The sequence below is a fragment of the Luteimonas sp. MC1825 genome (assembly GCF_014764385.1).
GTDB lineage: Bacteria > Pseudomonadota > Gammaproteobacteria > Xanthomonadales > Xanthomonadaceae > Luteimonas.
Map to the genome: position 1 here is coordinate 1054525 of NZ_CP061714.1, position 21828 is coordinate 1076352.

General features: G+C 70.1%; 18 protein-coding genes. 14 read left to right on the forward strand and 4 right to left on the reverse strand.

Features of this window, described 5'->3' with window-relative positions; genetic code table 11:
- Position 1: 1 nt before the first annotated feature.
- The gene (locus tag IDM46_RS04860; RefSeq protein WP_182821916.1) at positions 2 to 787 is read right to left on the reverse strand and encodes a hypothetical protein; all 786 of its coding nucleotides are present in this window, start codon (positions 785 to 787) and stop codon (positions 2 to 4) included.
- A gap of 16 nt (positions 788 to 803) precedes the next feature.
- Positions 804 to 1790 (reverse strand): polysaccharide deacetylase family protein, encoded by a 987-nt coding sequence (locus IDM46_RS04865; RefSeq protein ID WP_182821914.1) that lies wholly within the window; start codon positions 1788 to 1790, stop codon positions 804 to 806.
- Positions 1791 to 1986: 196 nt separating this feature from the next.
- Between IDM46_RS04865 and IDM46_RS04870 the strand changes: the two genes are divergently transcribed.
- From IDM46_RS04870 to IDM46_RS04880, 3 genes are read left to right on the forward strand one after another with little or no spacing between them, the layout of a single operon-like run.
- Entirely contained in the window at positions 1987 to 4647 is a 2661-nt protein-coding gene (locus tag IDM46_RS04870; protein ID WP_185114966.1) for a right-handed parallel beta-helix repeat-containing protein, read from the forward strand.
- Between the two features lie 38 nt (positions 4648 to 4685).
- Positions 4686 to 5756, forward strand: coding sequence for a Gfo/Idh/MocA family oxidoreductase (locus IDM46_RS04875; RefSeq protein ID WP_185114967.1), 1071 nt, complete (start codon positions 4686 to 4688; stop codon positions 5754 to 5756).
- A complete protein-coding gene (locus IDM46_RS04880) occupies positions 5753 to 6760 on the forward strand; it encodes an NAD-dependent epimerase/dehydratase family protein (protein ID WP_182821908.1) in 1008 nt (335 codons plus the stop codon). The genes IDM46_RS04875 and IDM46_RS04880 overlap by 4 nt, the downstream gene beginning before the upstream one ends.
- Here the strand turns inward: IDM46_RS04880 and IDM46_RS04885 are convergent.
- On the reverse strand, positions 6757 to 7929 hold the full coding sequence (locus IDM46_RS04885; protein ID WP_185114968.1) for a glycosyltransferase: 1173 nt from the start codon (positions 7927 to 7929) through the stop codon (positions 6757 to 6759). The two genes, IDM46_RS04880 and IDM46_RS04885, sit on opposite strands and share 4 nt — an antisense overlap.
- A 106-nt stretch (positions 7930 to 8035) precedes the next feature.
- Between IDM46_RS04885 and IDM46_RS04890 the strand changes: the two genes are divergently transcribed.
- Positions 8036 to 9205 (forward strand): glycosyltransferase family 4 protein, encoded by a 1170-nt coding sequence (locus tag IDM46_RS04890; protein ID WP_185114969.1) that lies wholly within the window; start codon positions 8036 to 8038, stop codon positions 9203 to 9205.
- Positions 9202 to 10737 (forward strand): polysaccharide biosynthesis C-terminal domain-containing protein, encoded by a 1536-nt coding sequence (locus tag IDM46_RS04895; protein ID WP_185114970.1) that lies wholly within the window; start codon positions 9202 to 9204, stop codon positions 10735 to 10737. Before IDM46_RS04890 ends, IDM46_RS04895 begins: the two co-directional genes overlap by 4 nt.
- 16 nt (positions 10738 to 10753) lie before the next feature.
- On the opposite strand, the gene IDM46_RS04900 is transcribed toward IDM46_RS04895, so the two are convergent.
- Positions 10754 to 11527, reverse strand: coding sequence for a class I SAM-dependent methyltransferase (locus IDM46_RS04900; protein WP_185114971.1), 774 nt, complete (start codon positions 11525 to 11527; stop codon positions 10754 to 10756).
- Between the two features lie 216 nt (positions 11528 to 11743).
- On the opposite strand from IDM46_RS04900, the gene IDM46_RS04905 reads away from it, so the two are divergent.
- The 9 genes from IDM46_RS04905 to IDM46_RS04945 all read left to right on the forward strand — a co-directional run bounded on the left by IDM46_RS04905 (position 11744) and on the right by IDM46_RS04945 (position 21806).
- Complete coding sequence (locus IDM46_RS04905; protein ID WP_223878029.1) at positions 11744 to 12862, forward strand: glycosyltransferase family 2 protein; 1119 nt, start codon at positions 11744 to 11746, stop codon at positions 12860 to 12862.
- A gap of 13 nt (positions 12863 to 12875) precedes the next feature.
- Positions 12876 to 14186 (forward strand): O-antigen ligase family protein, encoded by a 1311-nt coding sequence (locus IDM46_RS04910; RefSeq protein WP_185114972.1) that lies wholly within the window; start codon positions 12876 to 12878, stop codon positions 14184 to 14186.
- Complete coding sequence (locus tag IDM46_RS04915; RefSeq protein ID WP_185114973.1) at positions 14183 to 15409, forward strand: glycosyltransferase; 1227 nt, start codon at positions 14183 to 14185, stop codon at positions 15407 to 15409. Before IDM46_RS04910 ends, IDM46_RS04915 begins: the two co-directional genes overlap by 4 nt.
- A gap of 121 nt (positions 15410 to 15530) precedes the next feature.
- On the forward strand, positions 15531 to 15779 hold the full coding sequence (locus IDM46_RS04920) for an acyl carrier protein (protein ID WP_185114974.1): 249 nt from the start codon (positions 15531 to 15533) through the stop codon (positions 15777 to 15779).
- Between the two features lie 7 nt (positions 15780 to 15786).
- Positions 15787 to 17310: an AMP-binding protein gene (locus tag IDM46_RS04925; protein WP_185114975.1), complete on the forward strand. Its 1524-nt coding sequence runs from the start codon at positions 15787 to 15789 to the stop codon at positions 17308 to 17310.
- Complete coding sequence (gene nadE, locus IDM46_RS04930; RefSeq protein ID WP_185114976.1) at positions 17307 to 18293, forward strand: NAD(+) synthase; 987 nt, start codon at positions 17307 to 17309, stop codon at positions 18291 to 18293. The genes IDM46_RS04925 and nadE overlap by 4 nt, the downstream gene beginning before the upstream one ends.
- Entirely contained in the window at positions 18290 to 19363 is a 1074-nt protein-coding gene (locus tag IDM46_RS04935; protein ID WP_182821888.1) for a hypothetical protein, read from the forward strand. The genes nadE and IDM46_RS04935 overlap by 4 nt, the downstream gene beginning before the upstream one ends.
- Positions 19364 to 19366: 3 nt before the next feature.
- The gene (locus IDM46_RS04940; protein WP_185114977.1) at positions 19367 to 20569 is read left to right on the forward strand and encodes a GNAT family N-acetyltransferase; all 1203 of its coding nucleotides are present in this window, start codon (positions 19367 to 19369) and stop codon (positions 20567 to 20569) included.
- Between the two features lie 16 nt (positions 20570 to 20585).
- Positions 20586 to 21806, forward strand: coding sequence for a glycosyltransferase family 4 protein (locus IDM46_RS04945; protein WP_223878030.1), 1221 nt, complete (start codon positions 20586 to 20588; stop codon positions 21804 to 21806).
- Positions 21807 to 21828: the final 22 nt, after the last annotated feature.

Genomic DNA, 21828 nt, shown 5'->3' on the forward strand with positions numbered 1-21828 from the left:
CTCAATCGTCCCCGTGGGCCTGGGGCGCGACAGCGGTACGCGCGAGGGCGTGGTCGGGGCAGGCGCGGGGTGGCGCCGCGGCCGCGCGTCCGGCGGCGCCCTTGGCCTCGGGCTGCGGCCGCTGCGTGGCGACAGGCAGGGGATACAGGGGTGCGCTGTACCAGTCCGACAGGCGCCCGCACTCGAAATACACCCAGGACGGGCCGTAGACCCAGTGCGAATCGCTGGCGTCGCGCGCCACGGGTTCACCGAGCAGGGCCGTGACGGTGCGACGGTCCATGCCGGGCTGCAGGCGGACCCTCGCGGACACGTCCGCCGGCGGTGCCGCCGCTGGTGCATCGAGTGACGGCGCGGCCCTCTCGCCGGAGGCCGGCAACCAGTGCCATGACGCGCCGGCCACGACCAGCAGCGTCAGCAGCGTGCGCATCCAGACGGCACGCCTGGACGCCGACCCTGGCGCCCGCACCGCCGGGCTGGTGGCCGCGGGTGGCCCGCCGGCAGGCATGCCCCGGCTGCCACCCCGTCGCGGCGCCGCGGCCCGCGTCGCGGAGGTGCCGGGGGGCGGCTCGCCCGGCAGGCGGCCGTGCTCGCGGTGGAAGTCCAGCACGGCGGCGTAGCCCACGTTCAGCGCGATGAGCCTGGCCGGGTCGCGTGCCGCCGTGGAGGGGCGGTCCGGATGCAGTTCCGCGACCCGCCGGCGATACGCCCGTTTGAAGACCTCCAGCGTGCAGGGTGGCGAGATGCCGAGTTCGGCATACAGCCTCGCGAAGTCCGTGGCGTGGTTCATCGCCGGGCCGGCGGCGTCACGCGGCCAGATGCCGGCAGAACATCTGCGGAAGCTGCACCATTGCCCGGAACAGGTCCTGGCCGGTGTCCTCGGACACCGGCACGCGCTGCAGGTCCAGGGGTGCCGACGAAGCGCGGGCAACGCCGCCGTAGAAGGAAAAGGCCTGCGCCACCCCGGCGGCACCGAGCAGCCGCATCGTCTCGTTGTCGAACGCGGTGGGGCCGCCGACCGGATAGGCGAAGTGCGTCATGTCGATTCCGAGCTCCTCCCGCAGGCGCAGGGCGCAGCCCTCGATCTCCGCACGCTGGTCGTCGAGCGCGAGGCTCGACAGGATCGGATGGTTCACCGTGTGCCCACCGATGGTCATGCCGGCACGGGCCAGGGCGCGGACCATGTCCCAGTCCATCCACTGGCCCTCGACCGTCTCCGGGGCCTCGAGGCCGGTCTCGTCGGCAAGCCGGGCGCGGAACGGGACCGTCTGCCCCGAGGGCAGGTCCTTGTAGATGGCGAGGATGCGCCGTATCACCGCTTCACGGTGCTGGCCGAGGATGATCGGCCCGGGAATCCACGGCGACAGGTCGAGCGCGGCGCTGGCACTTTCCCGCACCTGCATCGCGATCGCGTCCCACCACGGCAGGAGATTGCGGTCGATGAAGCCGGTGGCGATGAAGAATGCCGCGGGGACGCGATGGTGCCGCAGCACCGGCAGGGCGATGTCGTGGTTGTCCAGGTAGCCGTCGTCGAAGGTGATGGCGACGTAGCGCCCGTTCGGGCGGCGCAGCGCGTCGGCGATGTCGTCGAGGCCGATGATGTCGCAGTTGTGCTTCAGGAAGCCGACCTGGGCGTCGAATCCCTCGGCCGACGCGCTCCACAGCCCGCGGTCATAGCGCGAGTGACTGCTGTTGCCCACGCGATGGTAGTTGAGCACCAGCACGCCATCGTGGGGCAGCGCGGCGGCTACCAGGCGGCGGAGGCCCGGTGTCGCCAAGAGCTTCGCTGCCATGTCCCGCTTCATCATTCCATGCCCCCACATGCGCGGCCTGTTCGCGGCCGGATATCCGTTGTCCATTACCAACGGCAAACGCTGTCGCAACCAGCCACCCGGACAAGCAGACACCATGCATCGATATAGCGTGCCACCCCGGTACAGCGTTTGCACCGGTGGCTTTCGACGCTGCACCCGCCTCGCGGCCTGCTCGATGCTGGTCGCGCTGGTGGGCATCGCATGGCCGGCTGGCGCGCGCGAATGGTTCGTCTCCACCGCGGGCAGCGACGCCAACGACGGGTCCATGGCACGCCCGTTCCGGACGATCGGGCACGTGCTGTCGCCGGGCAACGGGCTGGTCCGCAATGGCGACACGGTGACCCTGCGCGCCCCGGACGGCCAACGCACCTACGCCGAATGCGACGTGCGCCTGCGTGTCAGGCTCGTGCTGCGCTCGTACCCCGGCGAGCGTGCGCACATCCACTGCGACATCGCGACCCCCGACAGCGTCGCCTTGCAGATCGACCCCTCAGCCTCCGGCAGCCAGGTCAGCAACCTGGAGATCAGTGGCGGTCGCTATTACGGCGTGATGATGCAGACCGACTGGGAGCAGGCAGGCGCGGCCAGCGGCAGGGGCGCCTCCGACATCCTGTTGGAGGACCTGCTGATCCGCGACACCGGGCGCGACGGGATCAAGATCACGCCCAAGTCGGACAGGGTCACCGTTCGCCGCAGCGAGATCCGCGACACGGGCGCGATCTACCCGCCCGGCACGCCGCTGGAGGAGATGAACGCCGACGGCATCGACAACGTCAACGGCTCCGGGATGGTGGTCGAAGACAGCTACATCCACGACATCGCCACCACCGGCCTGTACTTCAAGGGTGGCGCCACGGACGTCGTGGTGCAGCGCAACCGCATCGAGGACACCGGGATGGCGGGCATCCTGGTGGGCTTCGACACCAGCCTGGAGTTCTTCGACACGACCTTGAACCCCGGATACCACGAGTCGATCCGCGGCGTGGTGCGCAACAACATCGTGCGCAACACCGATTACGCCGGGATCGGCCTGTACGCGGCCAGGGATGCGATGGTCGTCAACAACACGATCGAAAACGCCGCCCGGGTCGGGCACTCGGCGCTGTACTTCGGCATCAGCTTCCAGGACTGGGACCCGGCGGCCGGCCGCCCGCCGAGCGTGAATCCGGTGCTGCGCAACAACCTGGTCGGCGCAAGCGGCGGGCGCTGCTTCGAGATCCGCGACTCGGACGAGCTCGGTGGCCTGTCCGGCCTCGCCGGCCGCGCCGACAGCAATCACAACGGGTATGCACCGGATTGCATGTTCCGCGACTTCCGCCCGGGCCCCATGGCGCGGATTCCACTGCCGCTCGTCGCGTGGCGGGCGGCCAGCGGCAGCGAGGCGGACAGTGTCGCCGCCGACTTCAACCTTGATGCCAAGGGCAGGCCGCGCGCGGGCAGCGCGGCCATCGGTGCCGCGGTGCCGGTGCACGGAGTCGACGACGACATCGAAGGCACCCGGCGCGAAGGTGCACAGACCATTGGCGCCTACCACGTGCAGGTGCCGCCGATCGCGGCCGCGGCCGTGGTGCCGCTGGCGTGGCTGGGGGGCGCGCGCGGGATCACCGCGTTTCTTCCCTCGATCGGCGCGGCGCTTCTGGCAGTGCTTGCACTGGCGGCGATGGCCGCCGGCGCGGTGCTTGTGCGCCGGCGCAATGTCACCGGCTGGCTCGCGGCCTACCTGCGGCAGGACTGGCGCGCTCCGGTGCCCCCGGGCACCACCCGGCATCTCATGTTCTGCTTCGTCGACCACTACGAACCGGCCTGGGGCAACCCCGGGCGCGCGCGCGAGGACATGCGCGTCGCCCGCTGGCTGGACGAACTGCCCCGTCTCTGCGCCAGCCATCGCGACTCCGAAGGCCGACCGCCGATGCACACCTTCTTCTATCCCGAGGAGGAGTACCGGCCCGAACACCTGGACGCACTGGCGACGCTGTGCCGGATGGGGCTGGGCGAGATCGAGATCCACCTCCACCACGACAACGACACCGAAGCGGAGCTGCGCCACAAGCTGTCGCGCTTCACCGAACTGCTGGCGCGCGACCACGACGCGCTGCCGCGCGATCCGGTCACCGGCCAGCCGCGGTGGGCGTTCATCCACGGCAACTGGGCGCTGGACAACAGCCATCCGTCGGGCCGCCACTGCGGTGTCGACAACGAACTGATCGTGCTGCGCGAAGAAGGCTGCTATGCCGACTTCACCTTTCCCGCGGCCCCCGATCCCTGCCAGACGAGCACCATCAACCGGATCTACTACGCCAAGGACGATCCCTGCCGACCGAAGTCGCATGATCGCGGCCCGCGCGTCCGCGTTGGCGGTTCCGGGTCCGGCGACCTGATGCTCGTGCAGGGTCCGCTTGGATTCCGCTGGAAGAGCCGCAAGTTCGGCCTGGTCCCGCGGATCGAGAACGCCGACATCCGTGCGGTGGCACCCCCCACCACCGACCGCATCGATGCGTGGGTGCGCACCGGGATCCATGTCGAGGGGCGGCCGGAATGGATCTTCGTCAAGATCCACACCCACGGCGCCGAGGACTGCGACATGGATACGCTGCTCGGCGACGCCATGCACAAGGCGCATTCGCACCTGGAGTCGCGCTACAACGACGGGCGCGAGTGGAAGTTGCACTACGTCAGCGCGCGCGAAGCCTACAACATCGCCAAGGCCGCGGAAGCCGGCATGCAGGGCGACCCGGGCCTGTACCGCGACCACGCCATACCGAGGCCGCAGTACCGGCCGCGGCGCGATGCAGCCGCGGCCGGGGTCGCCGGAGAGCGCGCGGTGCTCACCCAGTGACCGGACGACAGGAGCAAGGGGCCGCAGGGGTGAAGGGGATGAGGGTTGGAATCGTGGGGTGCGGCAAGATCGCCGATGGCCATGCCGAGCAGCTGCGCGCGATCGGACGCGCGCAACTGGTGGCCGCCTGCGACCGCGAACCGCTCATGGCCGAACAGTTCTCGCAGCGCTGGGGCGGCCTGGCGCAGTACGCGGACATGGCCGAGATGGTGCTCGCCGAGCGCCTGGACGTCGTGCACGTGGCGACGCCACCCGATTCGCACGTGGCCCTGGCGTGCAGCGCGCTGGAAATGGGCTGCCATGTCTTCGTCGAAAAGCCGTTCGCGATGGATGGCGCCGGCGCGCGCAGGATCATCGATTGCGCGAACGCGGTGGGCCGCAAGGTCGGCGTGAATTACCTCTACAACTTCGAGACGCCGGCACTCGAACTGGGACGGCTGCTTGCCGACGGCGACCTGGGCGAGGTGGTGCACGTGGAGACCTGCTATGGCTACAACCTTGCCGGGGACTACGGCATCGCGGTGATGTCCGATCCCGCGCACTGGGTCCACCGCCTTCCAGGCAAGCTGTTCCACAACGTGATCGACCACGTGCTGGCCAAGGTCGTGCCCATGCTCGCCGAGCCGGTGGTGGTGTGGGCCGATGCACGGCGCATGCGTCCGGCGAGTGGCGACGCGGTCGTCGATGCCATGCCCGACGAGCTCAGGCTGCTGTTGAGGGACCGCGATGGCAGGACCGTGTCGGTGATGGTCGGCTCGCATGCGCGGCCGATCGGCCATGCCATGAAGGTGTACGGCACCCGCGACACGGTGGAGCTGGACTACGCGGCACGCACGCTGGTGCGCAGCGCCCGCCAGGACCAGCCCAGCGCCGTCGGCCGCCTGTTCCCCGCATGGGTGCAGGCCTGGCGCTTCGCACGCTGCGGCATGCGCAACCTCGGTGCATTCGGCCGCCACGAATTCCATTATTTCCAGTGCATGCGCGTGCTGCTGGACCGCTTCTACGACGCCATCGAAGGGCGCGGCGACGACCCCGTGCCGCAGGCGGAGATCCTGCGCGTGGCCGCGATCATCGACGGCATTGTCGATGCCCTGGCGCCGCGGCCATGAAGGTCCTGCTGACGGGGGCGGGCGGGTTCCTCGGCCGGTGCGTCGCGCACAGCCTGCTCGAGGCCGGCGTCGACGACCTGCGCCTGCATTTCCGCGGTGCGCCGCCCGGGAATCTGCTGGACGCGCTGCGCCGTCGCCACCCTGATGCACGCATCGAGGCGTCCGCGGCCAACCTGCTGTACGCCTGCGACCTGCCCGCGCTGGTGAACGGCGTGGAGTGCATCGTGCACGCGGCGGCGGGCATGCGTGGCTCCGCCGCCGACATGTTCGCCAACACCGTGGTCGGCACCCGCAACCTGCTCGACGCGGCGGCGGTGGAAGGCGTGCGCCGCGTGGTCATGGTGGGATCGTTCTCGGTCTACCGGACCGAGGGGCTGGCGCGTGGCGCGGTGCATGACGAGTCGGTCCCGATCGAGGCGGTCGGCATCGAGAAGGGCGCCTACGCGCACGCCAAGACGCGCCAGGAGCACCTGCTGGCCGAATACCGGGCGCGGTTCGGGTTCGAGACCGTCGTGCTGCGGCCCGGGGTGATCTACGGGCCCGGGGGTGGCGCGTTCTCGTCACGGGTGGGCATCCGCGCCATGGGGCTGTTCTTCAGCCTTGGCCGCGGTGCCGAACTGCCGCTGACCTACGTCGAGAACTGCGCCGACGCGGTGGCGCGGGCAACGCTGCATGGCGTGGATGGCCGCGCCTACAACGTGGTCGACGACGACCTGCCGAGCTGCGGCCAGTACCTGCGCGGCTACCAGGCGAGGGTGGGGCGGCTGCGCGTGCTGCCGGTGCCGTACTGGCTGTTCCTGCTCGGCGCGCGCTGCCTCGTGCGCTACCACCGCGTGTCGAAGGGGCAGCTTCCGGCCGTATTCACCCCTTACGTGGTGCGCTCGATGTACCGTCCGCTGCGGCATTCCAACGCGGCGCTGAAGGCGCTGGGCTGGCGGCAACGGGTTCCGACCCAGGCGGGCCTCGCGCGCACGTTCCAGGCGCTCTCCGGAACGCCGCCCTAGGGCGTGACCCCCTGCGGCAACGCAGTCTCCGTCCCGCCCCGCGCCCTCTGGTAGAACGCATCGTACCTGGCCCGCATGACATCGACCGACCCGTGCAACTCCACCCGCTGCCGCGCCGCCGTGCCCAGGCGAACGCGCAGTGCGTCGTCGCCCAGCAGTTCGCGCAGGATCCCCTGCAGGCCCGTGCCGTCGGTGGGCGCGAACAGGCGGCCGTTGTCGCCGTCGGAGATGATCTCGACATTGCCGCCGACACGCCCGGCCACGATCGCAAGCCCGGCGGCGCAGGCTTCGAGCAGGGCGATCGACAGGCCTTCGGTGAGCGACGGCAGCGCAAAGACATCGAAGGCCGGCAACAGCGCCGGGACGTTGCCGCGCGGGCCGGCCAGCACGACCCGGTCGGCGATCCCCAGGGCGTCGGCGCGCGCGCGCAGGTCGGCGGCCATGGGGCCGTCACCGACCATGACCAGCTTCAGGCGCGGGAAGCCGGCGAGCAGCGCCGGCACCTGCTCCAGCACGATGCGCTGGTTCTTGAGTTCCACCAGGCGGCCGACGCAGCCGATCACCGGTGCGTCGCCCGCCGCCAGCCCGAACGCCGCGCGCGCCTCGTCGCGCGCGGCGACGGGATCGGCGTGGCGAAGCAGCGGAATGCCGTTGTGAACCACTTCGGCCAGGTTCGCGCGGGCTATGCCGGACGCGACCAGCTGGTCATGGACCTGCTGGCCGACCATCGCGACGCGCCGCGTGCGCGCCAGCGACCAGCGATACAGCGTGCGCAGGCGGCGGTTCGCCAGCCGTGCACCCATGTTGTGGCAGGTGTTCACCAGCGTCGCGTGGCGGTTGAACAGCAGCGCCAGCGCCGCGTAGTAGCTGGGCACGAAGTTGTGCGTGTGCACGATGTCCGCCTGCAAGCCGCCGGCGCTGGAGCGCAGCGCGCGCAGCACGCCAATGTCCAGCGGGCCACGCTTGCCGCCGATCACCACGGGCACGCCCGCCGCTTCCAGTTCGGCGCGGAATCCGCCGGTGTCGTTGATGCTGAACACCAGTACCCGGTGGCCATGCGCGGACTGGGCAATGGCCAGGTCCGCGACCACGCGCTCCAGGCCGCCGAGTTCGAGCGAGTCGACGACATGGACGATCGCGAGCTTCCGGGTGGGGTCGATCGGTTGCATGCCTGGGGATCGTGTATCGACGCCGTTGCCCGGCGTCCTGGAGCAGCGAGCATAGACGGCGGGCCCATGGCGCGCGAGATCCACGCAGGGGAGGTGCCGGATGGCCATGGCCACTGAAGCGATGGCACCGCAGGCCGGGCTGCGCCAGGTGCGTGCCTGCGTGATCGGCCCGGACATCATGCACCGCGAGTCATTGCTGGCGATGTTCGCAAGCCTTTCGATCGAGGCGACCAGCACCGACGACTCCCACACCTTCCTGTCGCGCGCGGGCGGCGACGGGCGCGGCCGCGTGGCGCGTGCGATGGACATCGCCTGGGGCACGCGCGACCCGTCCTGGATGCGCCATGTGCTGGACGCCATCGACGCGAGCCGCGCCGACGTGTTGGTGTTCCATTGGGGCACCTTGCCGCTCTCGGACATCGTCGCGATCAGGCGCGCCCGGCCGGCGCTCAGGACCATGCTGATGCTGCTGTGCTTTCCGCTGGCCCTGTCGCCGGCGGGGATCAAGCGCCAGCACCTGGTGCTGCGCCGCTGCCTGCCGAGCATCGACGCGCTGATCTGTCCCACGCCCGAGATGGCGGACTACCTGCGGCGCCGCGTGCTGGGCCGGCACCGCACCCGGATCGGCGTTGTCCCGCCGTGCTGGCCGGACGCGGTGCGTCCCACGCTGCGCGCCGCAGGAGAGCGCACGCGCCCGAACCTGGTGTATGTCGGGCGCACCGACCTGTCCGGCAAGACGGTCCATGGTGCCGACGACATCCGCGTGCTGATGCGCTCGCTGCTCGACGCAGGCATTGAACTGCACCACGCCCGGTCGCCGGAAACCGAGGACGGCCATCCCAATCGCGTGCATTTCAGGCCGCTGACCAACCTCCAGCTGATGCAGGGGATGGCGGCGTTCGATGCCAGCCTGATCGCCTACAACCTCGACGCCTGCAGCCGCACCGACCGCTTCGACCTCACCGTTCCCGACCGCTTGATCTCCAGCGTGCTGGGCGGCACGCCGGTGGCATTGCCACGGGATGGATACGCGGCGTCGAAGACCTACCTGCGCGACCATGGCGCGATGCTCACGTTCGCGTCGGCGCACGACCTGTATCGCCAGCTGTCCGACCGTGCCCGCATGGCCGAACTGAAGGAGGTCGCCTGGGACGCGCGCAACCGCTTCGTGGCGGAGCGCCAGGCCGGTGCGCTTGCGGGTCTGCTTGACGAGGTGCTCGACGAAGCGCCGCAGCGGGTGCGCACGGCGGTGGCGTGGTCCGGCGGTCGCGGATGAAGTCCGCCTTTGGCAGCCATGCCCTGATCCGGTCCGCGCTGATCGTCACCGGTGCCACCTACGTCACCTACGTCACTGGCCTGGTGATCAGCATGCTGGCCGCGCGTGGCCTCGGGCCGGCGGATTACGGCCGCTATTCCTACGTGGTGTGGCTGTCGGGAATGGTGGTGGTGGCCTGCACCAACGGCCTGACCACGACCGGCATCAAGTTCGTCGCGGAGTGCCTGGGCCGTGGCGACGGCGAGGCTGCCGCGCGTGTCTACGGGTTGCTGCGCCGCTACTTCATGCTGTCGACGGTGGTCGCGTGCCTCGCGTTCCTGGTGCTGGCCCGTTTCACGCTGCCGGACGGCTGGGAGGGCGGCATCGGCCTGTTCGCCGTCGTCGTTCTGGCCAGCGGCGTGGCGAAAGCGTTCTACCTCCTGCATTCGTCGGTCGCCAAGGGTTACGGCAATTTCGGCATCGAAGCCAACACCACCAACATCCTGGGCCTGGTGGGACTGGTGGCGACCATTGGCCTGGTGGTCGCACGGCGCCCGCTCGAGTCCTATCTCGAGCTGCTGGTGGTGCTGAGCATCTGCCACGCGCTGTTGACCTTCTTCTTCATCCGGCGCACCGCCATCCGCCCGGCCCAAGGTCCCATCGAGGCGGCGATGGCCAGGCGGCTGCGCATCCACCTCGCGTGGACGGTGATGCTGGTGTTGCTGGCGACCTTCTCCAACCGGACGGTCGAGACCTTCCTCCTCAACAGGACGGCCGGAGCCGAAGCCGTCGGCTTCTTCATCATCGCCGCCACGATCACGCGCGGCGGCGCCGACCTGCTGGTGAACGGACTCACCGCGGTGCTGATCCCGGCGATGGCGCACTCCTACGGCCGTGGCGGCGCCGCCGGATTGAATCCGATCCTGTCGAATTCGGTGCGCTACTTCCTGTTCATGGGCCTGGTGCTGGCGGGCGTCGGCGTGTTCTGCGCCGAGCTTGCGATCAGGCTGCTGTACGGGCCCGAATACGCGCCCGTGGTGAACGTGTTCCGGGCGATGGTGGTCATCGCCGGCCTCACCCTGATGGAAGGTGCCTTCAACGCGCTGTTGACCACGGCCGACCACCAGCGCCTGCGCGTGATCCTCACCGTCGTGGCGGTCACGGTCAGCGCCGTGCTTGCCTTCGCGCTGGTGCCGCGCTATGGCCTGTCGGGTGCCGTGGCCGCGCACCTGATCGCGAAGATGGTCATGTTCACGACGATCGTGCTCACCGCGACCCGCACGATGCAGGTGCGCCTGCCGTGGCGGGAGATCGGCAGGCAATTCGCCTGTGCCATGGTCGCGGCCGCGCTGGCGGCGCTGGTGTGGTGGGCGGGCGATGGCGCGTGGATCGGCCTGGTGGCGGCGATGGTCTATGCGGTCGCCATGGTCATCTGCTCGTTCCTGTTCAAGTCGTGGAGCGCGCAGGACCTGGAGATGCTGGCCCAGTTGACCACGCGATTCCCGCGCGCCTGCTGGTTGCTGGCCGCGCTGGCGCGCCTGGGCGTGCGCTGAGCGCGCCAGGCGACGCTCAGCCCGGCTTCCAGGCGACGTAATAGATCCAGGGGTCGTCGAGAACGTCCAGGTCACGCCGGCCGTCGGCCGCGATGGTCACCACATCGACGAAGCCGGCCGCGGCCAGCGCGTCGAGTTCATGCGCCGGGTCCACGTACACCGTGAGCGACGCGTGGTCATAGGCCTCGTCGTTGACCACGGCGTGGCCTTGCGCCATGACCTGGTCCCCGGCCAGGCGCCTGCGGTTGGCCTCGCGTGTCCTGCGCGCGGCCACGGCCCTGGCAATCCGCACCGCGAGTCGCAGCGGGTTCGCGGTGACCTTGACACCGGGCAGCGAGACCGGGGGGAACGCGCCGCCCAGGATGCGCATGTTGTGCGACGAATACACGAAGGCGCCACCCGGGCGCAGCACGCGCGCCACCGCGCGGTGGACCTGCGCGCGCTCCTCGTATGCGATGTAGTCGATGCCGTTGAACGAAAAGAGCACCAGGTCGCAGCTGGCGTCGTCGATGCCTTCAAGCGTGCGCGCATCGCCAAGCCGGATGTCGACCCCCGGATGCCTGGCCCTGCAGGCGTCCACCATGCCCGGCGAGATGTCGAGCGCACGATAGCTGCGCGCGAGTGCATGCAGGTAGCCGGTGGTGCGCCCGCCGCCGACGCCGACATCGAGCACGTCGCCGCGCACCAGCGGCCAGGCCTCACCGAGCGCGGCGACTTCCGCGGGCGTGAGTGCGGAACGCGTGGCGAAGTCCTCGACGACGCGCGGCTGCAGGTACGCTTCATTGCCCATGTGCTCACCCTTGGCGATGGCCCCCGCCGGATAGTAGCGGAACATTCCAGCGACCCGCACGTGGCTGCCGTTCGCGCGTGGCCATGGCCGGTTGCAGGCATTCCGCGCGTTGTCATTGCACGGAATGCCACGTCCGCAGCCGAAGGCCATGTCGATGCCCATCCGCCCGCAACCGACCGCCGATCGGGCCGACCGCCACGCGTACGCGGCAGTGCCGTGAGCAGCGTGTTCTGGGCCTGCGTCGTGCTGCTGGCGTACACCTATGCCGGTTACCCGTTGCTGATGCGACTGCTGGCGTGGCGGCGTCCGCTGCCCGCGGCCCGGTCCGCGCAGGAGCCGATGGTCACCGCGGTCCTGGTCGTGCGTGACGCGGCGGGGCTGGTGCGTGCCAAGCTCGACAACCTGCTCCTGCTCGACTGGCCCGGTGACCGGCTCGAGATCGTGGTTGCATGCGACGGCTGCACCGACGGCACGGCCGCGGCATGCCGCGCGGTTGGCGACCCCCGCGTGCGCGTGCTCGAATTCAATGCGAGGCGCGGCAAGGCCGCATGCCTCAACGACGCGGTGGCCGTGGCGCGCGGCGAGGTGCTGCTGATGGTCGACGTGCGCCAGCGGGTGGATCCGCAGGCGCTGCGCGCACTGGTCGCGCGCCTCGCCGATCCCGCCGTCGGCGCGGCCAGTGGCGAGCTGTGTTTCGAGGACCCGGAATCGGGTTTCGCCTGCAGTGTCGACGCCTATTGGCGCTACGAGAAGATGCTGCGGCTGGCCGAGAGCCGGAGTGGCTCGGTGGTCGGTGTCACCGGCGCCTTGTACGTGCTGCGGCGCAACCTGTTCGAGCCCCTCCCCGAAGGCACCGTGCTGGACGACGTGCTGGTGCCGATGCGGGTCGCGGCGCGCGGGGGCCGGGTGGTGTTCGAGCAGCGTGCCATCGCCTGGGACCGTGCATCGCCGTCGCCGGCCCAGGAGCGTGCGCGCAAGGTCAGGACGCTGGCGGGTAACTTCCAGCTGCTGCAGCTCGCGCCGTGGCTGTTGGACCCGTTCGCCAACCCGCTGTGGTTCCGCTTCGTGAGCCACAAGTTGCTGCGCCTGGTGGCGCCATGGGCGATCCTCGTGCTCCTCACCGCAACCTGCGTACTGGCCACGCGCGGAAGCTTCTACCAGGCCTGCCTGTGGCTGGCACTCGCCGCGGGGCTCCTGCTGCTGCTCGCCCGCGTGCTGCCTGCGTTGTCACGATCCCTCCCGGTCAGGCTGCTGTCGGCGTTCCTGCACATGAACCTCTATTCCGCGGAAGCGGCGATCGCGTTCGCGCGACGCGACCTGACCCGCCTGTGGTGAGCGGCAACCGCCCATGCCCGCCTTCGTATTCATCGTCGCCTACCTGATTCTTGTCCTCATCCGCCCGCAGGAATATCCGCGCTGGGCGGATTCCGGCGTGCCGTTCATGCCGGTCGCGCTGATCCTCGCGGTGCTGGCATGGCTCGCTTCGCGCAACAAGCGCTTCGACGAGCCGCAGTACCCGCTGCTGGTGCTGTTCACGGTCGCCACGGGCATTTCGGTGGCGGTGAACGGCTGGCTGGGCGGTGCGGTGGAGCAGTACAAGCAGTTCATGCCCACGCTGGTCGCGTTCGTGCTGCTGGCCAATGCCATCACCACCCGGCGGCGGACGGAGCAGGTCATGGTGGTCTTCATCCTCAGCGCGCTGTTGCTGGCCTGGCATGGCGTCGAGCAGTCGGCGCTCGGCGTGGGCTGGACAGGGATGCCGCTGGTGGAGGACGGGCGCATCCAGTACGTGGGCATCTTCAGCGATCCGAACGACCTCGGCATGCTGTTCGTGATCTGCCTGCCGATGACGGTCTACATGGGCAGCCGCGGCGGCATGATGGGGATGCGACGCCTGCTGTGGGTCGCGGTCGGGGCGTTCCTCCTCTACGGGGTCTACCTGACGAATTCGCGCGGGGCGATGCTCGCAGTCGTGGTGATGGCGGGGGCACACGTCTGGCTGCGCCGGGGCCCGATGCTGGCCGGGCTGATCGCGGCGGGCAGCCTGGTCACCATGCGGCTGATGCCCTCGCGCCTCACCGACCTCGATGTCCAGGAAGGCTCGGCCACGGGCCGGGTGGAGGCCTGGTACGAGGGCTTCCGGATGTTCCTGGAAAACCCGCTGTTCGGCGTGGGGACGGGAAGCTTCGAGGAGTACCACACGCTCACCGCGCACAACTCGCTGGTCCTCGTGCTGGCGGAGAACGGCCTGTTCGGGTTCATTCCCTGGCTGGCGTTCGTGGGCTACTGCTTCTGGATGATGCTGAGGCTGGTGCGGCATTCGCCCGAGGTTGCCGATGGCGGCGGCGATGACGCCAACGAGGAAGCCAACGACATCGCGGCCGCGCAGTCGTGGGCCACCGACCGGGCGATCGCGTGGACGCTGCTGGTGTCGCTGGCCGGATTCGCCACGTGTGCGTTCTTCCTCAGCCGCAGCTACCTGATCCTCTTCTACCTGCTGGCGGCCGTGGTGGTCGCGCACTTCACCGACGTGCGGCAGCGCTGGCCGGACGTGGTGCCGTTCCGGCTGAGCCAGGACATTCCGCGCTGGGGGCTGTACTCGGGCGTCGCCGTGGTCGTGTTCTACCTCATCCTCAAGGTGCTGCTGGCGAGACTATGACCATCGACGCAAGTGCACGGCGATCGCGACGCATCGCCATCGTCACACCGATCCTGCCTGTCCCGCATGACCTCACGCGTGGTCGCTACATCCACGAGACCGCGCGCGCGCTGTCCCGGCTGGCCACGACCAGGGTCTTCTTCCCGCAGGTGAAGTACCCGCGCATCCGTGGGCTGGCACCAAGGAGTTTCCTGCAAGGCCATGTCGGCGATGACTACCGCCTCGACGGCATCGACCTCGAGCCCTACACCTATCCGGGACTGCCCGGACTGTCGCGTGCCAGCAATGGCATGGTCGGCGCCTGGGCCCTGACCCCCAGGCTGCGTGCCTTCGCCCCGGATGTGGTGCTGGCGTACTGGGTCTATCCGGATGGCCATGCCGCGCTGATGGCATCACGCCGGCTCGGGCTGCCCTGCATCATCGGCGCCCGCGGGTCGGACATCCACGTGCGGTCGGGGATCAGCCGCCGCCTCACCCGCCGGGCGCTGCTCGGCGCCGACGCGGTGCTGACCGTCAGCGAGGCGATGCGCCGCGCGGCGATCGGCGATTACGGCGTGGAGCCGGCCCGGGTGCGCACGATCGTCAACGGCATCGACACCGCGGTGTTCCACCGCAGGGATCGTGGCCGGATGCGCGACCTGCTGGGCATCGCTGCGCAGGCGAAGCTCGTGACCTACGTCGGCCGCTTCGTCGAAGCCAAGGGCATGCACGAACTGCTGGCCGCGTTCGCGGCGCTGGCCGCACGCGACCCCGATGTCGCGCTCGCGCTCGTCGGCGACGGCGTGATGCGGTCGCAGCTGGCGGCCATGGTCGAGTCCGCCGGGCTGGCGCACCGCGTGCACATGCCCGGCGGGCTGGAACCCGCACAGGTGGCGGAGTGGATAGCCGCCTCCAACGTGCTGGCCTTGCCCAGCTGGTCGGAGGGCTATCCCAATGTGGTAGTCGAGGCGGTGGCCTGCGGCTGCCCGGTGGTCGCCAGCGACGTCGGCGGTGCGCGCGAGATCATCCATGCGGGCAACGGCCTGCTGGTACCGGCACGCGACGCGGCGGCACTGGAACACGCGCTCGAAGAAGCCATGGCCAGGACCTGGGATGCCGCCGCGATGTCGGCTGCCTGCAGTCGCGGCTGGGACGCGGTTGCCATTGACACCCTGGCCGCCTGCGAGCACGTGCTGGCGCAATGGCGGCCGGCCGCGGTCACGCGTGCGGCATCAGCCGCCTAGGGTGCCGCCCGCACGCCCGCACAGGGCCGGTCTGCACGCCATTCCACGTTCTGTGGATGTGAGAGGGGCGGGCATGCATGTGCGATCCCCATCGTCGACCGATACGGACAGCGCGAGCCAGATGGACTTCAAGACAATCGTCAAGCCCTTCATCCTGGGCAATTTCCTGTTCACCGATGACGCTGCCGCCGTCGCCGACGACTCGTCGCTGATCCGCGGTGGAATCGTCGACTCCACCGGCATCCTGGAACTGATCGAGTTCCTTGAAGCCACCTGCGGCATCCGCGTCGCCGCGGAAGAAATGGTGCCGGCCAACTTCGATTCCATCGACACCATCAGTGCATTCCTCCAGCGCAAGACGGCCGCCTGAGCGCGCCGTGATCGCACTGGCGCAACGCTTGCTGACCACGGCGCGGGCCACGCCGGCTGCGCCCGCGCTCGTCGCCGGCGAACACCGCATGGACTATGCCGCACTGGCGGACCAGGTGCGGCGGTTTGCCGCGATGCTGGTGTCCCGGGGCATCGGCGTCGGCGAGCGCGTGGCCATCGTGTTGCCGAACTCGATCGAGGCCGTGGTGGCCTGCTATGGCTGCTGGCTTGCCGGCTGCATCGCCGTTCCCCTGGCGTCGCGGTCGCCGACGCGCGAGCTGCGCGCATTGCTGCGGCATGCCGGGGCACGCATGACCGTGCTCGAAGCGTCCAACGCCGACGCGCACGCCGCCGTTGCCGGCTGCGACCGCCAACCGGCAACGATCGTGCTTGGCGACCGCGCGCCGGGCGCCGGCGCAACGGGCTGGGACGAGGCGCTGCGCATCGCGCCACGGGCCGGGTCGCGGGGTGCCGGTGCGGTGGCGTCGATCATGTACACCTCGGGCACCACGGGCCGACCCAAGGGCGTGACGCTGACGCACGCGAACTTCGCCGCCAACGTCGACGCCATCATCGCCTACCTCGCACTGGATGCCGCTGACAGCGCCATCTCGGTGCTGCCCTTCCATTACGCCTACGGTGCGTCGGTGCTGCACACGCACCTCGCGATCGGCGCGCGGGTGGTGATCGAGCCGAACCCGATGTTCCCGCGCCTGCTGGTCGAGACCATCGAGCGCGAGCGCCCAACCGGCTTCCCGGGCGTGGCGTCAAGCTTTGCACTGCTGCTCGACCACGCGGCACTCGCCGGACATGACCTGTCCAGCCTGCGCTACCTGACCAATGCCGGCGGTGCGCTGCCGGTCGCACTGGCACGGCGCCTGCGCGAAGCGCTGCCTGGCGCGGCGCTGATCGCCATGTACGGCCAGACCGAAGCCACGGCCCGATTGACGTGGCTGCCGTCCGATCGCCTGGACGCGAAGCCCGGTTCGGCTGGCCGGGCGATCGCCGGCGTGAGCCTGCAGGTGCGCGACGAAACCGGCATGCCATTGCCGCCGGGTGCGGAAGGCGAGGTCTGGGTCCGGGGTGACAACGTGATGTCCGGATACTGGCGCGATGCCGCCGCGACCGCCGCGGTCCTGCGCGACGGCTGGCTGCGCACGGGCGACATCGGCCATCTCGACGACGATGGCTTCCTGTTCCTGGCCGGGCGCCGCAGCGACCTGATCAAGACCGGCGGGCATCGCGTGCATCCGATGGAGGTGGAAGAAGTGCTGCACGAGCTGCCCGGCATCATCGAGGCGGCCGTGGCCGGGGTGGACGACGAGGTGCTGGGCCAGGTGGTCAAGGCCTGGGTGGTGACCGACGGGCGCGCGCTCGACGCGCGCGGCGTGCGTGCGCATTGCCGGGACAGGCTGGCGGCGCACAAGGTGCCGAAGCTCGTCGACTTTGTCGGCGCGCTGCCCAGGACCGCCTCCGGCAAGGTCCGGCGCGCCGTGCTGGCCGAACCCGTCGCGGAAGGGGAACCGTCATGACGCCCCTGGGTCACCACGTGCTCGACCTGGATCTCGAGGCCGAGGCCGACCGCATCGCCGCCAGCCTGCGCGCCGCCACCGCACGCGAACTCCATCGGCGCGGGCTGGTCGTGGCCATCTCCGGCGGAATCGATTCCTCCTGCTGCGCCGCGCTGGCAGTGCGGGCGCTCGGTCCGGATCGCGTGTTTGCCCTGATCCTGCCGGAGCGGGATTCCTCCGCCGACAGTGCGGCCCGCGCCAGGCTGCTCGCGGAGCACCTGGGCATCCGCAGCGAGACCAAGGACATCGCACCCGCGCTGGCGGCGATCGGCTGCTACGAGCAGCGCGATGCGGCCGTGCGCCGGGCGCTGCCCGGCTACGGCGACGACTGGCGCTTCAAGATCACCATCGACGGCGGCACCGAGGGCCGCATCAACGTCTTCCAGCTCGTGGCCGAGGCACCCGACGGCAGCCGGCACGCCTGCACCCTGGGGCTTGCCGATTACCTGCAGATCGTGGCCGCGACCAACTTCAAGCAACGCCTGCGCAAGGCGTTGGAGTACTTCCACGCCGACCGCCTCAACTACGCCGTGGTCGGCACCCCGAACCGGCTCGAATACGACCAGGGATTCTTCGTCAAGAACGGTGACGGCTCCGCCGATGTGAAGCCCATCGCGCATCTCTACAAGACACAGGTCTACGCCATGGCGCGCCACCTCGGGCTTCCCGAGCGGCTCTGCGCCGCGGTGCCCACCACCGATACCTACAGCCTGTCGCAGGGGCAGGACGAGTTCTACTTCGCGCTCGGCTACCGCGACATGGACCTTGCGCTGTGGGCGCTGGAGCATGGCCGCGACGCCGCCGACCTCGGCCAGGCGCTCGGGATGGACGCGCGACGCGCGGAGGCGATCTACGCCGACATCGAAAACAAGCGCCGCACCACGCGTTACCTGCACGCGCCACCGGTCCTGATGGGTGAGCCCGGCCTGGCGTGCACGGCATGAACGTCGAAACCGCCACCTGCCTGCCCGACTACGTCGTTTTCGGCACAGAGGCACCGGACCCGCGCGCCGCCGCGATCGAGGCCTGGACCGGCACTCTCGGCCCCGACGACGCCCTCGAACAGCGATACGACGCGCTGTGCGAAGGCTCGCCGTGCGGCGCGCCGGTGCTGCGCCTGGTGCACCACGTCGCCAGCGGGCGCTGCGTGGGCGTTGCGGCGCTGGCACCGCGACGCATGGTCCTGCGCGGCCGCGAGGTCCGCGGCGCCGTGCTCGCGCATTTCGCCATCCATCGCGGGCACAGGTCGCTGGGTCCTGCGGTGATGCTGCTCGAGAGCCTCCTGGCCGCGGCCGCGGGCCGCGTCGACGTGGTGTATGGCATTCCGCGCAACAGCGAAGGCGCCGGCGCCGCGCTGCGCCGCGCCGGGCTGCGGCCAATCGGCGAGATGCAGAGGCTGGTGCGCGTGGTGCGCCATGGGCGGTACCTGGCGCGGAAGATCCCGGCGCCGTTGGCGCGCACGGCAGGCTGGGTGGTCGATCGCGTGCACGCCCTGCGCGACCTGACGGCTGCATGGCGCGCGCCGCCGCTGCGCAGGCAGTGGATCGACGCCTGCGACGCCCGCATGGATCGGATATGGGCCCGCGGTGACGCAGGCGAGGCGCTGACATCGGAGCGCGGCGCGGACATCCTGCGCTGGCGCTTCGACCATGCGCCAGGCGCCGGGGTGCGCTATCTGGTGCTCGAGGACGACCGCGGCGGCGCGCTCTGCTGGTTCGCATGCGAAGTCGATCCACGCTGGCCGCATATCCTCAACGTGGTCGATTTCTGGTCGCTTGGCGGCTGCGATGGGCCCAGCGCGCACCAGGTCCGCGCGCTGGTCCGCCAGGCATGGTGCGACGGCATGGCGACCGTCAGCCTGTCGCTGTGCGCGACCGCGGCGGGACGCGCACCATGGCGCTCTGCAGGCTTCGTCGAGCGCGGGCGGCAGGTCGTGTACGGCAGCTGGTTCGACAGCGACCTGGCCGCGCAGCCGCCGGCGCTGCATTTCACCGATTTCGAGCAGGACGGCTAGCGCATGGCCGGACACATCGCAGGCACGACATGGCGCGACGCGCCGCGCGCCCCAGGCAAGGCACGGGTGATGCGCGGGGAAATCGCCGCGCTGGCAAGCCGCGAAGGGCTGGAAGCAGAGTGGCTTCAACTGGAGGCCGACGCGGATGGCTCGCCGTTCACCACCTGGCACTGGGTGGACGCCTGGCTGCGCAATCTTCCGGCCGAAGTCGTGCCGCTGGTGTTCCGCGCATACGACGCAGCCGGCCTGGCCGCGATCGGCCTGCTGGTGCTCGCGGCGGAGCAGGGCGCGCGCCGCCTGTTCGGCAGGTATTCGTTGCGCCTGCAGGAAACCGCCGACGCGGAACTCGACGAGATCACCGTCGAGTACTCCGGCCTGCTGGTGCGCCGCGGTGCCGAGGCGCGTGCCTACGCCGCGCTGTTCGAATCGTTGCACGCGTTCCAGCCCCGCTGGCGGCGGTTGCGCATCGTCGCGACGACGCACGGGGCCGCCATCGCCGCGGCGTTGCCGACGTCGATGCAGGCGGTCAGCATGCAGGCGCGGCGTTCGCACTACGTGGACCTCGCCGCCGTGCGGGCATCGGGAGGCGACTACGTGGCGACGCTGGGTGCGAGCAGCCGCGGCGCCCTCAGGCAGACCGCACGCGCGTACGCGGCATTGGGCCCGTTGCGCTGCGACGTCGCTACCGACGCCGGTACCGCATTGCAGTGGCTTGGCGAACTGGAAGCCTTGCACACCGGATACTGGCGCTCGAGGGGCCGGCAGGGGTCCTTCGCCAGCGCGTTCTTCGCGCGCTTCCATCACGACCTCGTCGCGACGGGCACGACGACGGGGTACACCCGCATCACCCGGGTCAGCGCCGGTGACACCGTCGTCGGATATCTCTACAACCTGTGCTGGCGCAACCGGATCTACTTCTACAACAGCGGGCTCAACTACGGGCTGCTGGACAAGCACGATCGTCCCGGCATCTTCGCGCTGCGCGCGGCGATCGAACAGGCCGTGGGCGAGGGCCGCGACGAGTTCGATCTGCTCGCTGGAACGCAGGCGTACAAGACGCGCCTGGCCACGAGCTCGCGCCTCCTGCACTGGATCGACGTGCGCAGGAACGGGCCGATGGCGTCGTGCGAACGACTGCTGGCGACGCTGGCGCGACGGCATCGGGGCGCGATCCCGTTGGCGCAAGCGCTGGCCGTGCCGGACTGACACAAGGAACGATTGAATGGACAGCATGGGCAACGCGGGTCGCCAGGCGGTACGCAAGGTGCTCTACCACCACCGCACGCAGGGCAAGGCGGTCGAAGGCGTGCACATCCGCGGCATCACCGATGCCCTGCGCGCGCGGGGCGTCGCGGTCGACATCATCTCGCTGCCGGGCGCGGATCCGTATTCGTCGCCGCGCGCGATGTCGCCCACCCGCCAGGCGAGGCCGTGGATGAAGCTGGTCACCCGCCTGCCGGAGCCGCTGTTCGAACTCGCCGAGCTGGCCTACAACCTCGTGGCCGGCTTCCGGATCGCCGCCTGGTTGCACCGCAACCCCGACGTCGATTTCATCTACGAGCGGTACTCGCTGTTCATGTACGCGCCAATCTGGCTGGCGCGGATGCGCGGCATCCCCATCATCCTGGAGGTCAACGACTCGGCCACCGTCGAGCGGGTCCGGCCACTGGCGTTCCGGCGCCTGGCGATGGCCATCGAGCGTCGGGCATTCCGCAAGGCCAGCGGGCTGGTGTTCGTATCGAGCATCTTCCGCGACCGTGCCCTGGCGGCGCACGGCAGCATGGCACCCGCGATCGTCACGCCCAATGCCGCGGATATCGCCAAGTTCACCTTCACCGCGGAGCAGCGCGAGGGCACGCGGGCGCGCCTGGGCCTGGACGGCCACGTGGTCTGTGGCTACCTCGGCGGGTTCGTGCCATGGCATGCGATCGACCGCTTCGTGCGCCTGATCGCGGACCATCTCGCGGCGGCGCCGCACCTGAAGCTGCTGCTGGTCGGCGACGGGGCCACCTATCCCGCGCTGCGCGCGTTCGTCGAATCCCGGGGACTGTCCCGCCAGGTGGTCATGACAGGGCGCGTGGCGCACGACGAGGTGCCCGGCCTGCTTGCGGCGATGGACATGGCAGTGCTGCCGAGCGCCGGTGACTACACCTCGCCGGTGAAGCTGTTCGAGTTCATGGCCTGCGGCGTGCCCCCGGTCGCCCCTGATTTCGAGCCGATCCGCGAGGTGCTGGTGGAGGACGAGACGGGCTGGATGTTCCGGGCCGGCGACCTCGCCGCCGCGGTCGAGCGCGTGCTGGCGCACAGTCGCGACAGCGCCGGGCTGGCCCGCGTGGGTGCCGCCGCGCGCAACTACATCACCGCCCACCGGCAATGGCGCAACAACATCGAGGAGCTCCTCGCCTTCCACCATTCCCTTGCCTCAGGGATGGCCACCCGTTGATGGACACGAGAAGCACGAGGGA